The sequence below is a fragment of the Streptomyces sp. NPDC002537 genome (genome assembly GCF_053594975.1).
In genome coordinates this window covers 21,645-34,543 of record NZ_JBSFWT010000077.1, presented here as the reverse complement: position 1 = coordinate 34,543, position 12,899 = coordinate 21,645, and the positions used below count along the sequence as shown (strand labels likewise).

The 12,899-nt window shown below is 68.0% G+C and carries 15 protein-coding genes and 1 tRNA gene; 6 read left to right on the top strand and 10 right to left on the bottom strand.

The window, feature by feature from the left end:
* Nucleotides 1-118 precede the first annotated feature (118 nt).
* Nucleotides 119-583 (bottom strand): GatB/YqeY domain-containing protein, encoded by a 465-nt coding sequence (locus ACWD4A_RS27795; RefSeq protein WP_451198094.1) that lies wholly within the window; start codon nt 581-583, stop codon nt 119-121.
* Between the two features lie 209 nt (nt 584-792).
* On the opposite strand from ACWD4A_RS27795, the gene ACWD4A_RS27790 reads away from it, so the two are divergent.
* From ACWD4A_RS27790 to ACWD4A_RS27780, 3 genes are all read left to right on the top strand, one after another.
* Nucleotides 793-1,725: a metallophosphoesterase gene (locus ACWD4A_RS27790; RefSeq protein ID WP_451198092.1), complete on the top strand. Its 933-nt coding sequence runs from the start codon at nt 793-795 to the stop codon at nt 1,723-1,725.
* A 39-nt stretch (nt 1,726-1,764) separates the two neighbouring features.
* Nucleotides 1,765-2,523 carry a Pr6Pr family membrane protein gene (locus tag ACWD4A_RS27785; RefSeq protein WP_451198090.1) on the top strand — a complete coding sequence of 253 codons (759 nt, stop codon included), beginning with the start codon at nt 1,765-1,767 and terminating at the stop codon, nt 2,521-2,523.
* A gap of 46 nt (nt 2,524-2,569) precedes the next feature.
* Nucleotides 2,570-2,643 (top strand) — tRNA-Pro (locus ACWD4A_RS27780).
* Nucleotides 2,644-2,720: 77 nt separating this feature from the next.
* Here ACWD4A_RS27780 and ACWD4A_RS27775 read toward each other — a convergent pair.
* From ACWD4A_RS27775 to ACWD4A_RS27740, 8 genes are all read right to left on the bottom strand, one after another.
* A complete protein-coding gene (locus ACWD4A_RS27775; protein WP_451198088.1) occupies nt 2,721-3,887 on the bottom strand; it encodes a site-specific integrase in 1,167 nt (388 codons plus the stop codon).
* A complete protein-coding gene (locus ACWD4A_RS27770) occupies nt 3,884-4,114 on the bottom strand; it encodes a helix-turn-helix domain-containing protein (RefSeq protein WP_451198086.1) in 231 nt (76 codons plus the stop codon). Before ACWD4A_RS27770 ends, ACWD4A_RS27775 begins: the two co-directional genes overlap by 4 nt.
* Before the next feature lie 85 nt (nt 4,115-4,199).
* The gene (locus ACWD4A_RS27765) at nt 4,200-4,556 is read right to left on the bottom strand and encodes a hypothetical protein (RefSeq protein WP_451198085.1); all 357 of its coding nucleotides are present in this window, start codon (nt 4,554-4,556) and stop codon (nt 4,200-4,202) included.
* A gap of 98 nt (nt 4,557-4,654) precedes the next feature.
* Nucleotides 4,655-4,897, bottom strand: a complete 243-nt coding sequence (locus tag ACWD4A_RS27760) for a hypothetical protein (protein WP_451198084.1) — start codon at nt 4,895-4,897, stop codon at nt 4,655-4,657.
* A gap of 64 nt (nt 4,898-4,961) precedes the next feature.
* Entirely contained in the window at nt 4,962-5,156 is a 195-nt protein-coding gene (locus ACWD4A_RS27755) for a hypothetical protein (RefSeq protein WP_451198082.1), read from the bottom strand.
* Nucleotides 5,157-5,177: 21 nt separating this feature from the next.
* On the bottom strand, nt 5,178-5,429 hold the full coding sequence (locus ACWD4A_RS27750; protein WP_451198080.1) for a hypothetical protein: 252 nt from the start codon (nt 5,427-5,429) through the stop codon (nt 5,178-5,180).
* Between the two features lie 141 nt (nt 5,430-5,570).
* On the bottom strand, nt 5,571-7,727 hold the full coding sequence (locus ACWD4A_RS27745; protein WP_451198079.1) for a cell division protein FtsK: 2,157 nt from the start codon (nt 7,725-7,727) through the stop codon (nt 5,571-5,573).
* Nucleotides 7,728-7,914: 187 nt separating this feature from the next.
* Nucleotides 7,915-8,289, bottom strand: a complete 375-nt coding sequence (locus tag ACWD4A_RS27740; protein ID WP_451198077.1) for a hypothetical protein — start codon at nt 8,287-8,289, stop codon at nt 7,915-7,917.
* A 365-nt stretch (nt 8,290-8,654) separates the two neighbouring features.
* Here ACWD4A_RS27740 and ACWD4A_RS27735 point away from each other — a divergent pair, with 365 nt between their 5' ends.
* The gene (locus ACWD4A_RS27735) at nt 8,655-9,443 is read left to right on the top strand and encodes a GntR family transcriptional regulator (protein ID WP_451198096.1); all 789 of its coding nucleotides are present in this window, start codon (nt 8,655-8,657) and stop codon (nt 9,441-9,443) included.
* A gap of 4 nt (nt 9,444-9,447) precedes the next feature.
* Nucleotides 9,448-10,203 (top strand): glycosyltransferase family 2 protein, encoded by a 756-nt coding sequence (locus tag ACWD4A_RS27730; RefSeq protein WP_451198076.1) that lies wholly within the window; start codon nt 9,448-9,450, stop codon nt 10,201-10,203.
* Here ACWD4A_RS27730 and ACWD4A_RS27725 read toward each other — a convergent pair.
* Nucleotides 10,193-10,948 carry a GntR family transcriptional regulator gene (locus ACWD4A_RS27725; protein ID WP_451198075.1) on the bottom strand — a complete coding sequence of 252 codons (756 nt, stop codon included), beginning with the start codon at nt 10,946-10,948 and terminating at the stop codon, nt 10,193-10,195. The genes ACWD4A_RS27730 and ACWD4A_RS27725 overlap by 11 nt on opposite strands.
* A gap of 783 nt (nt 10,949-11,731) precedes the next feature.
* On the opposite strand from ACWD4A_RS27725, the gene ACWD4A_RS27720 reads away from it, so the two are divergent.
* Nucleotides 11,732-12,778, top strand: coding sequence for a GntR family transcriptional regulator (locus ACWD4A_RS27720; protein ID WP_451198073.1), 1,047 nt, complete (start codon nt 11,732-11,734; stop codon nt 12,776-12,778).
* The last annotated feature ends 121 nt before the right edge of the window (nt 12,779-12,899 follow it).

Here is a 12,899-nt window from a genome sequence, read left to right as displayed (position 1 = left end):
GTTCCTCGCCGCCCGCGCGGCCGCTGACCCAGATCTGTCCGAAGTTGCGGACCGAGCGGACCGATGACGGTCCGGGCGCCCCTGCGCGTGTGTACGGCTGTACGGCCTGTCAGGCGTTTCAGCCCGCGAGCAGTCGCTTGACCTCGGCGGCGACGCGGCTGCCGTCCGCCCGCCCGGCCACCTTCGGGTTCACGATCTTCATGACGGCGCCCATGGCTCTCGGCCCCTCGGCACCGCCCGCCTTCGCCTCGGCGACGGCCTCCGCGACGATCGCGACCAGCTCCTCGTCGGACAGCTGCTTGGGCAGGTAGTCGGCGAGCACCTCGCCCTCCGCGCGCTCCCGCTCCGCGGAGTCGGCCCGGCCGCCCTTGTCGAACGCGTCCGCGGCCTCACGGCGCTTCTTCGCCTCGCGCGTGATCACCTTCAGGACCTCGTCGTCGGAGAGCTCACGGGCGGTCTTGCCCGCGGTCTCCTCGTAGGCGATGGCGGAGAGAGTGAGGCGGAGGGTGGAGGAGCGCAGTTCGTCACGCGCCTTGATGGCGGTCGTGAGGTCGTCGTGAAGCTTGGCCTTGAGCGTGGTCATGCCGCAATCCTCCCACCCGGCGGCGCGGGGCGCCCCGCATTAACGCCGGCGGCGCCTCCGCGCGGCGGTGCCACCCATGGACATGTCCGGGGCATGTCCGGGGGCATGCCCGGGGAAGAACCGGGCCTGTGGGGCACAACTCCCCTACGCGACCCGGATATCGCCTCCGCGGAGCCAAACGCATGCGCGACGTCTGCGACCATGGACTTATGCGCGCTCGATATGGAGTACCCCTGGGAATCACGGCCGTAGGAGCCACCGCCCTCGCCTACGCGGCCGGCTTCGAGGTCCGTTCCTTCCGCCTGCGACGGGTCACCGTGCCCGTCCTGCCGCCGGGGATGCGGCCGCTGCGGGTGCTCCAGGTCTCCGACATCCACATGGTCGGCGGCCAGCGCAAGAAGCAGCGCTGGCTCCAGTCCCTGGCCGGGCTCCGCCCGGACTTCGTGATCAACACCGGGGACAACCTCTCCGACCCGGAGGGCGTGCCGGAGACGCTCGACGCCCTCGGGCCACTGATGGAGTTCCCGGGCGCGTACGTCTTCGGGTCGAACGACTACTACGGCCCCAAGCTGCGCAACCCCGCGCGCTATCTGCTGGAGCGGGCCTCAGGCCGCCACGGCCTCAACGGCAACGCCCCGGCCGTCGGCGTGATCCACAACCCCTGGGAGGAGCTGCGCGACGGCTTCGACTCCGCGGGCTGGGTGAACCTCACCAACACCCGCGGCAGCCTCAAGATCGACGGCTATGACATCGCGCTCACCGGGCTGGACGACCCGCACATCAAGCGCGACCGCTACGCGGAGGTGACCGGCGGCCCCCGCGAGGACGCCGACTTCTCCATGGCCGTGGTGCACGCCCCGTACCTGCGGGTCCTCGACGCCTTCACCGCCGACCGGTACCCCCTGATCCTCGCCGGTCACACCCACGGCGGCCAGCTCTGCGTCCCCTTCTACGGCGCGCTGGTCACCAACTGCGACATCGACGCCCAGCGGGTCAAGGGCCTCTCCACCCACCGGGCCGGCGGCCACCGCTCCTACCTCCACGTCTCGGCGGGCTGCGGCACCAACCGCTACACCCCGGTCCGCTTCGCCTGCCCCCCGGAGGTCACCCTGCTCACCCTCGCCCCCCGAGACCGCGACTGACCCAGGAGGTTCTCCGGAGCCGACCCGTACGGTGGAGGGATGCTCGACCCGACCTCCTCCACCGCCCGGGCCTTCCGGCCCGCCTCGGCGGCCGTCCCCGCGTCCGCCGTCGTCCCGACGGGCCGCCGCCCCATCGCGGCGGCCTTCCGCGCGCTCGTGGCCCTGGCCGCGCTCACCGGCATCGTCCTGGACGCGATCGATTCCACCGACCTGGGCCGCCTCTTCAGCTACTTCACGATCCAGTCCAACATCATGGTCGCGATCGCCTTCGCCTGGTCCGCCCACCGCGCCTGGACCGCGCGCCCAGCCCTCTCCCCACGGATCACGGGCGGAGCACTGCTCTACATCTCCATCACGGGGCTCGTCTTCCACTTCGTGCTGTCGAACGACTCCAGCGGCTTCTCCATGACCAGCGAGCGCACGCCCCTCGAATCGATCGCCAACCAGCTCCTGCACACCGTGACCCCCGTCGCGGCCGCCCTCGACTGGCTCCTCCTCACCGCGCCCGGCGGCTTCCTCCTGCGCCACGCCTGGCAGTGGCTGGCCTACCCCTTCCTCTACCTTCCCTTCGCCCTGATCCGCGGCGCCTTCCTCGACCCCGGCACCGAGGGCCGCTACCCGTACCCCTTCCTGGACGTCGGCCTCCACGGCTACGCGGGCATCGCCACCAATGCCGTCGTCTTCGGCCTGGCCTTCTACGCACTGGCCCTCACCCTCGTCCTCCTCGACCGCGTCCGCCCCCACCTGCGCACCCCCGGGAATCGGATTTCGTCTCTGGGCTCCGGTCCGCTAAAGTAGAGCTCGTTGCGCCGGAGACCTGCGAAAACGGGAATCCGAAGCACATCGGGGTGTAGCGCAGCTTGGCAGCGCGCTTCGTTCGGGACGAAGAGGTCGTGGGTTCAAATCCCGCCACCCCGACAGAGCAGTACCAGGTCAGGCCCGGTTTCTTTCACGAGAAACCGGGCCTGACCTGTAGTGCGTGACTAACTGCGTGACTACCGCTCTGGATCTTCCTTGAAGATGGCGTCCATCACGACCGCCCCTGTCTGGATCACGGGCCGGATCTGCTTCCGGTAGACCTCCTCCGTTACGGCCGTCCCGGAGTGCCCCACCAGCCGCGAGATCTCTTCGAGCGGGACACCCTTGTCCGACAGCAGCGAGACGAAGCTATGACGTAGCTCACGCGGCGTCCACTCCTTCGCCTCTACCCCCTCTGCCTTGTCTATCGCCTGGCGAAAAGCTCTCCGTACATTCGCGGAGTCGAGCTCCTTGCCGACGGCCGACGGGAAGACGAGCCCGTTCTCCTCCCACTCGTCCCCTGCGGCCAGCCGATCCCACCCCTGGTCTTCCCAGTGCTGCCAGAGTGCGTCCACACAGCGGGCCGGGAGCGCGAGCGTGCGCCGAGACTTTCGGGTCTTGGTGTCCCCGCTGGAACGGACGGACCGCCACACAGCGATGTGGGGTGGCACGGGCGGCTTTGCATCGGGCTCCCCCTCAAAGAAGACGTGATCCCACGTGAGTGCCCGAAGCTCCTCCGTACGAGCACCGGTGAGCAGTGCCAGCACGATGTACGCGTGCATGGAGGTGCCCGCGGCCGCGCCGAGGACGGCCTCAGCCTGAGCGAACGTCAGCGCTTTCGACGGCCGCCCCGGCTGGCCCTTCGGTACAGAGCACAGCTCCACCACGTTGCGCTTCACTTTGTCCCGCGCCATCGCCCGCTTGACCGCGCGATTCAGGCACGAGTGAATGCCCTGCAAGGTGCGCGTACTGAGCAACTTGGCTTTGGCGGCCAGCCACTTGTCCACGTCTTCCGCGCTCAAGTCGCGAAGCTTTCGCGCACCGAGGGACGGGATCACGTGCGTGCGACTGAGATTCGTGCACGCGTCCAAGGTGGCTTTGTCCCGCCCGGCCAGCCCGTACTCCAGCCAGTCATCCACGGCATTCTTGACGGTGTAACCCGAGGGCGCGATGGCAAGACCGTCCTCGTGGTCCCGAAGAACTTCTTTCAGCTTGTCCTTCGCCTCGGTCTTGGTCTTGCCACTGCCGCGCTTCACGATCCGCTTGCCGCTCGGGTCGAAGCCCAAGCTGACAGTGGCGATCCAGCGCCGCCGTTTGGCGTCCCAGTGAAGACCACCGTCTCCCCTGCTACGGCGTTTGGTCACTGCTCTTCTCCTGCCTCGCGCTCCAGAAGCACGACGTAGTCGACGAGGGCAGATGCGGGGATGAGTCGACTACGCCCTTGTTTGACGGAGCGGATACGCCCCGTGCGGATGAGGTCATAGATGGCGGTCCGGCCAAGACCGAGAACCCTCATGGCCTCCGTTACGCGATAGAGCAGGGGGCCGGCCGATGTGACTTGTTCGGGCGACCGTGAGGCCCCAGCTGTCATGATGGTGGTCTCCTCTTTCCTCGAAGGGATGGGGAGGCCGGGGCAGCGGACTGCTTTGACGGGTTGGCCGCTGCCCCGGGTGAGATCAGGCGCACTGCGCATGGAGCCACTCGTGGTACTGGTGGCGGACGTACTCGCGGTGGTCCTCGTCGGTGATGAGCTCAGCGCCTTTGAGGCTCAGGCCGGAGTGCTCGACGTCGTACTCGACCAGCGCTCGCGCCGCCTGGGCGGCGCTCTCGACGATCCCGGTGGCCACCCCCGGGACGTACATGGCCGCCTCCTTGATCGCCATGCGGTCGAGCATCGCGGCCTTGCGGAGCCAGAATTCGCGGCCCTGCTCCCACTCGGCGGAGGGGGCGCTCTGGCTAATCACCCAGCTCATCTCCATGAGGATGCTGGGGGCACCCGCGTACGCGACGGCGGGATCGGTGGTGTTGGGCATCACTGGCTCTCTCCAGAGGTGAACAGGAAGTGCAGGGCGGGTTGTCCGGCCCTCCGCCCGGTCCCGGCCCTCAGGAGTCGGGACCGCACGGGGGACCGTCAACCCGCAGTCGCCGCCGCAGCGTCGGTGTCAGCGGCCGCGGTGAACAGCAGCGCGCGGAGGTCGCTGCCCACGAGAGCGGTGAGCCGCTGCTCGATCGCCTGCCACGAGCGGGGATCGATGGCCATCAGCGCGGCGACGGCCGCCGGGCCCTTGCCTTCCTTGATCGCCGTGAGGGCGTCCCGGAGCTCTCCGGAGGCCATCAGCGAAATGCGCGGGGCGGAAGTGCACTGGTGGGACATGGAGATTCCTCTCGGGTCGAAGTCAGTCTGTGGTTGAAGGGAGTTGGAGCACGACCCCCGGGGGTCACTTGCCGAAGCTGGGAATGGCTCCCCCGATCGCGGACATGACCTGATCGATGGACGTGGTGGCGCCGGTCCGGCTGAGGTAGTAGCCGAAGAGCACCGCGACGGCGGCCGCGCCGAGGCCGACGGACTTCGAGCGGATGAGCATGGCCAGGAGGAGGCCGAAAAAGGCGAGGGCGGAGATCGAGAACGACATGGGAGAGGCTCCTCGTGAGGGTCAGCGGGTGCCTTCGCGGTGGAGGCGGACGGTCGCGTTGTAGAGGCGACGGCCGATGCGGAGGCGCTTGCCGTAGCCGTCGCAACGGCGGCAGTCCCGGCCGCGCTTGAGCCGCCCGGTCCGGGTCTGGCGCATCGCGAAGCCCCAGCCCTTGCACTTGCGGCACGCTCCGAACGGGCTCGCGGCGCAGAGACAGGCGTAGCAGAGAGCGATGAATATGAGGCCGGGCATAGCGTTGAGCAGGGAGGTCATCGAAACCCCTCTCAGAGCAGGATTCAGGGGGTGCGCGCGGAGCGCCGCTAGGCACTAGGCAGCAGGTCAGAAGGGCCTTTGGCTGCTAGCGGGGGTGCTAGACCTAGCGGGGGTACCCGCTAGGTCTAGCGGCGGGATCGGCTATGCGACCCCGGCTGTTCCGTCACGTTCCGCGATCGCCTTGGCGATGTCAGCGCGCCGGATCCCGCGTCGGTTCGCGCCTTTGCCGTCCTCGGTGGTGCCCCACATCTGCACGGTGCGAATGCCGTACGGCCGCAGTGCCGACGTCAGTTGTTCGGCCGCCCACCCGGCGTAGACCTCCGGCCGGAGTTCGGCGAGCCGGGCGACCACCACCTCGTTCCACGCCTTGGACTCCTTGGCGGGAACGACCGCGGCGATGTCCCGCAGCAAGTCGTACAACGGCGAATTGGCCTCGGGCTCCTCGCCGAGGGCGTGTCCGGAGAGCGTGCCGGCCGCCTTGCGGAGCTTGTAGGCGCGAAGGGAGATCACGTCGGCCGTGGGCGCGTTGATCTCGGCAGCGGCAACGATGCGGGCGTCGGCTCCCTCACCCACGAAGTAGTGGATGCCCTTGTCGCCCCACGCGAACATGGTGGCGCGGACGCCACGCCTGTACGCCGAGGTGCCGAGGACCATGTCGTTCTCCAACTGCCCCATGACCTTCAGGCACCAGCGGCTGGAGGCGTTGGCGGAGATCCCGGTGGGCAGCGACTTCGCATCCGGGCGCTGAGTGGAGAGTAGGAGCGTGATGGCCAAGGCAGGCCCGCGCTTCACCAGGTCGGTGCAGATCTCCTCGAGCTCTTTGCCGTACTCAGGGTGCTCGAACCACTTCTGGCACTCATCCGCGCCCGCCACGATCGGATGCAGCCCCAAGCCCTTCATGCTGGCGAGGTCGCTGGTCACCTTGGACTCCGGGCAGATGTCCCGTGGCAAGTTGCGGATCACTTCGGCGCGACGTCGGAGCTCAGCCCGCAGCGCTCGTAGGTCACGCAGCGCGTAGAGGATGTCCTCGTCGTCTTCACCGGCCCGGTAGCTGTGCGCCACACGCTCCAGCGGGCCCAGGTCGCCGGTGCCCTTCATGTCGAACACATGCAGCTCCGCGCGCGGATCCAGCGATGCGATCAGCAGGAGTTGGCGGAGCAGGTACGTCTTCCCCATGCGCGGGATGGCGCCGATGATGCCGGAGACGTACATCAAGGTGACGTCCACCCAGCGCCCGCGTTGATCCGTCCCGTACGCCGCGGGCTTGAACAGGTCGACCGTGCCACCCTTGATCAACGGCCACGTGGGCTTCTTCGCCTTGGACATGTCCTCGTCCCCGACCCACAGCACCAAGCGCCCCGTGTGCTCCTCCGGGACCGCCTCGGGCCACACGCAGCCGAGTGGGCGGCGAAGTCCGGAGGCGAGCTTGTCCCGCTTGTCGATCACGTCCGTGACGGTCACGCCGTACGGGAGGTCGCCTTCCGCCCTCCAGCCGGCCCCGTCGCGGGTGATGGGAGCAGTGAAGGAGAAGCCGCTCCCGCCCTTGCTCTGGGCCTGGTTGATGGCAGCGATGCCGAGCGAGCCGAGGGCACGTAGGACGATGTCGCTGGTGAGCTTCTGCGCCTTGGGGATCTCCACGGCTCTGCGGATGACCGGGGCGTCGGCGGGTTGTCCCAGCCATCCCAGGGCCATCGTCACGACGGAGCCGCACAGTGCGAGCAGCCATGCCGGAGCCAGGATGTACAGCGACAACGCGGTGACGAGCCCGACCACCGAGGCGGCGACCGTGACGGCTGTCCGCCAGCGCACCCGGCGGTCCCTCTGCCGGGAGAGCTTCAGATAGTCGTCGATGTCCCCGGCGGTTGCCGCGGACTGCCGGAGCGGCTCCCCCTCTGCGTCCGCCACCCACCGCAGCGCGCCGCCGACGAACCGCGCCCCGCCCTGGGGTGCTTGGAGTACGAGGCGGGAGGTGTACCAGGGCGTACGTACCGCGTGGTACGCGGCCACGTGCCACGCGTACTCGGCAATGCCCTTGCCCGCCGCTCTGAACTCCTGCTGCGACTTCGCCCAAGTCGGAACGACCGGACGCCGTTTCGCGCTGCGCACCCGATCCACCAGCCCGAGGCCCGGCGGCTGGCCGGGGCGGTCGACATGGATGACTGCTTCCGGGTTGCCGGAGTCGGAGGGGTCGGACTCGACGGCATGGTGCTCTAACCGGCGCTTGCCGAGGTCGACCACGTCACCTTCCGAGTGGTCGGGGTGATCGCGAGCGGACTCGCTGTCGGCTTCGTGCTTCACTGGCACTTCCTTCCTGAACTGGAGGGAAGTCGGGCCTGGCCCTACCCGCCAAAGCAGCGGCCGGGCCCGACGTATAGAACGTGACGAGAGCGCGGCTTGCTGGTCGGGCTTCGTTGAACCCGAAGGATCTGAAGACGGTCGCTTCGGTGCAGCCGCTGATCAGCGCGGACTGCCGGACACTACGAGGTCAGACCCGGAAGCGCCGCGGCCCGGTGAGAAAGCCCCAGCACTGGTGGACGGTCATCACCGCGGTGGAACCGCCCATGCCGGACAGGACTGTCAGCAGCCAGTCGGCACCGAGATCCCGAGCGGACCGGCAGCCGACGTAGGCGGCGAACAGGGCGACACCAACAGCGATCAGAGCAAGGATGCTCTGGCCCGTGGTCGTCGGCTCGACGTGCCGAGCAGCGAGTACGAGCGTGCGCGGTGCCGCGAGCCGACGAGTTCCGCCAGGCCCTTCGATCATGACGAGCTTGGCGCTGCCATGGTCGACGATGCCGGCCACGACGCCGAGGTCCGTTTCGTCGCGACCTCGGACGACGTCGCCGATTGCCAGCTTCATGGATTCCCCTTCGGGAGCGGAGGCAGGAGGCCCGGGGCGGGGTACGAAGACCCGCCCCGGGGTGGCGCCGGGGGCCATTCGTTCGAGACGAGTAGCCATGACCTCCGGCGCCGACCAGGTGGCCGCGCCGGGATCAAAAACACTCGTTCGTTCGTCCAGGCATTCTCTGCAGTTCTCAAGAAACGGACGCTGCCTTCGGTTCCCGTCTCCGGGGGCCCTCCGGGCGCCGCAACTCCTAAGGAGGTCAACTCCTTAACTCCTCTTTAGGAGTTGGGTCCCAACTATGACGTGAGTCTCGCCAACTCGTCAAGTCCTCTTTAGGAGTCGTATGCTGAGCGCGGTCAGGCAACAGATCGGTGAGCACCATGGCGAACGCGTACGAAAAGATCGCGGATGATCTCCGCCAGTCCATCCGCGCAGGTCAGCTCACGCCTGGCGAGCGCCTGCCCTCGGAGACCGCGCTCGCGGAGCGGTATGGGCGCAGCGTCCCGACCATCCGTGACGCGCTCCGGCTCCTTCGGGACGAGGGGCTGATCGAGAAGCAGCAGGGGCGCGGCAACTTCGTCCGCCGGTCCCGTACAGCGGTGCTGCGCACCAACACCCGGCATCAGTGGGAGAAGGACCGCGCTCGCGAGCCGGAGGACCGCCGGGCTTCCACCGGTGCCACGGAGCACGACACCGGCCTTCAGGTGAACGATCTCGTCTTCCACGCCGCCTACCGCGAGATCAAGGCGAGCAAGGACGTCGCGGAGGCCTTCGGGGTGCCGGAAGGTTCCGTCTTGATCGAGCGCTCCTACCGCACGCGATATGCAGCCGAGCGAGCCCCCTTCGCCTTGGTGACCTCGTACCTCGTTCGCGACATGGTCGCGGAGAACCCGGCTCTCCTGGATGCCGACAACGAGCCGTGGCCCGGCGGCACGCAGAACCAGCTGCACACCGTGGGAATCGAGCTGGACCGCATCGAAGAGCGCGTCACCGCCCGCCCGCCGACGCCCGAAGAGGCAGAGGAGCTGGAACTGACGCCCGGCACAGCGGTGATCCTGCTCCGGAAGACCTCGTACGACACCGACAACCGTCCCGTGGAGATCTCCGACATCACGTTGCCCGGCGACCGCACGGAAATGGTCTTTACCACTCCTCTGGAAAGGTGGTGACGCCGTGCGGCGCATCATCATCGTCACTGCTGTCCACGCACCGTCCGCTCATCACCTGAAGGACGCCTTCAAGTCCCTCTGCGAGCAGGAGCTCCCGGAAGGCTGGGAGTGGCACTGGGTGATCCAGGAAGACGGGAAGACCGACGCGGTCGCCCCGCACGTCCCCGACGACAAGCGGGTGACCTTCCGGCAGGGTCGGCCTGGTGGTCCCGGCGTCGCCCGGACCTTGGCCCTCGCTCACGCTGATGGCGAGTACGTCAAGATCCTGGACGCTGACGACCAGCTTCCTCCCGGTGCACTTGCCCGCGACCTGGCCGTCCTCGAAAGCGATCACAGCCTCGGCTGGACCACGTCCCGCGTCCTGGATTTGATGCCGGACGGCTCCACGGTCGGCTTCGACCAGGACCCGGAGGACGGGCCGATCGAGCGGGGCGCAGTGCTTGAGCACTGGCGAGCGAACAGCTTCCGCGCCCAGGTGCACCCGGCGACGCTCTTCGTCCGCCGCGACTTGCTGCTCGCCCTGGGCGGCTGGATGGCGCTTCCGGCCTCGGAGGACACCGGGCTTCTACTCGCCCTGGACGCCGTGAGCCGCGGCTACTTCACGCGCGAGGTGGGTCTCCTCTACCGCAAGTGGGAGGGCCAGGCGACGGGGCAGGCGGCTCACACGGACGCCTCCGAGCGCGACGTGCGAATGGCCGTCGTGGAAGCGCGGGCCCGCGCACTGTCGTACTACCGCTGGCAGTACCCCGCTACGGGTTGATCGGTACCTCGTAGACGATCTCACCGAGGGCGGCGGGCACCACGATGTCCGCCGTCTCGACCGGGCGGCCATCGTCGCTGTAGTACGTCCGCTGGATCCGCGTCACAAGCGACCCGCGCTGAATGCCGAGGAGGTGTGCCTCCTCGGCATTCGCATGTCCTGGCTCCGGCCGCTCCACGGCGCGGGTGACCTTGATGCCGATGTCGGCCATGCGCCGGACCACGCCCTTGCCGGCCAGCGGCCCAGCCTCGGGCAGCATGACCAGGGAGCCGGCCGTGATGCTGTACGGCTCCCAACTCGTCGAGATTTTCACTGGCTTGTCGTCAGCCAAGAACTCGTACGCGCTGCGAACGCAGTACTCCCCTTCGACGATACCGAGGCGTGCGGCAATGTCCGGCGGCGCGGGCACCATGCCGTCCGTACGGCTCTCCCAGGTCGCCCGCTTGCCCGCCTCCGCCACGTCCGCGGCAAACGGTGACCCGTCAGTCCGCTCTCGATGCTGCGAGCGAGTGATACGCACGCGCTCGCGCCGCTGCGCGACGTAAGTCCCTGAGCCAGCGCGGCCTTCCAGCACGCCCTGCTCGATCAGCACCTCCTGCGCGCGGCGAACGACTCCGTCGGTCACGCCGTATTCCTCCGCCAACTGGGCGCGGGAGGGCAGGCGGTCGCCCGGTGCCCACTCCTGACTCTCGATGCGCTCCCGGAGCACATCGGCGAACTGGAGATGAGGTGACTGCTCACGCATATGGAAAATCTAGGCTCCCAGGTCTAGTCTGGGCGCCTAGATTACAGCTGGGCGCCCAGCTCTGGATCTAGGGACTGATGCACGCCCGTGATCGCAGGCGACGGAGGACCGCGTTGTGCACGCCCGAAGCCCGAGTCAAGGCCATCGCTGCACGGCTCTCCGCCGCAGGCTTCACCCCGCGCGTGACTGATCACGACGCCTACACGCACATCGAGACGGAAGTGCCGGACCAGGCCCCTGTCGAGGCGTGGTGGGAGCTCTTATCGGCTCTCGTCGCCGCGGACTGGTGGGGGTCCGTCTCCGGCAGCAGAAGCGGCCGCACCGCTTGGGCCTGTGTCAACAGAAACCCCCGCGACAGCGAGCACTGTCCGGGGGCGCGGCCACCAGCTACGAGGAGCTGATCACAGTGGTTGACTTTATCCGCCGAGCCGCCTCTTGGGCTAGAAGGCAGTTAGCTCCCCCCGCCGGACGCCATCGGCAGCACACGTCGACGAAGCCGCCGACCGAGATCCCGATGGCACCAAAGGCACCGCACACACACCCGCTCTCGGAAACTCGACACTGGGAAGAAGTTGTTCCTTCCCTCGTAAATCAGCCCGTGGTGCGCCCGTTCATGCTCACCGGCGAGGAACGCGCCCGTCTTTGGCACCGGCCCCGTCACCGAGTGCTGCTGATCTGCCCGCACTTCACCGGGGCGTTGGCGCGCGCAGATGCCCCGGTCCGCCCCCACCTGCACATCCCGCCCATCCGTCGAGCACATCACCGGGAGGCGGTGATCAATCGATGAGCATCCACACGCAGTACCAGCGAATCGCAGCCGATCTTCGGAACCGCATCGAATCCGGAGAACTGGAGATGGGCACGCAACTGCCAGCAGAAACCGCGCTAGCCACCCAGTACCGGGTCGGCGCGCCCACCGTGAGGAGGGCGCTCGAATTGCTCCAGGCCGAAGGAATGGTGGACAAATTCCACGGCCGGGGGAATTTCGTCCGCTGGCGGGGCCCGCGGATCGCGTACGTCGGCGACAGGCACACGACATCCGAGCAGGCCTGTGTCGAGGTGACACTGGAAGTGAGCGTCGACACCCGCAAGGTAGAGGCTTCCGCCGCTCTGTCGGAGACCCTGCACACACCAACTGGGGCCCCGCTAACCGAATACGTCTACCTCAGCCGCAAAGAGGATTCGCCTCAGACGCTGGCTCGGGTATATGTCCCGTGCGGTGTGGCGGTCCTCCCCGCCCCCACGGCGGCCGTCTCCCCCTGGGGTGATGACGTTCGAGTGATGCTCTCCCACGCCGGGGTGTACGTAGAGGCCACAACCGAGCGCATCATCGCCCGGGTTCCCACCGCTGAAGAAGCGCAGCTTCTTCAGATCCCGCTCAACGCACCCGTGGTCGCCATGGAGCGCACTTCCTTCGACGCATACGGCCGTGTCGTGGAGGGCGCCTTCCTGGTCCTTCCTGGCGACAGCACCGAAGCCATCTACACCCACACGGCCGACACTCCCCTCCAGCGGCTTCCTTGGGACAAGCCTGACGGGACTCCGAGCTTCTTGGGGACGCTCGACCCCGGCTCCGTGGCGAAGTTCGCCGACGAAATGGAGAAATCACAGATGCAGATCGGCGCATCTGTGCTGAGGGGCTGCGAGGCTGTGCTCGACGACACGAAGGCCGACGTCTCCGAGCTCCGGTACGCGCTCAAGCAAGCGCTCGGATCGCTGCACGAGGTCCTGCGCGTCGCCGACTGCCGAGGGTCTCGATTGCCCACAAGGGCTCGCGCCACGTGGCCGAGGGAAGCGGATCAGGGGCGACCAGCTCAGCCCCTCGAATGACTGCTCCAAGGAAGGCCCGGAAGACGGAGGAGGGATTAGAAGGGTACTGCGGGCGCTGCACCGGATTCGGAACAGTGTGGTGCCCGGACTGCTGCGGCTTCGCCGGCTGCGAGACCTGCCG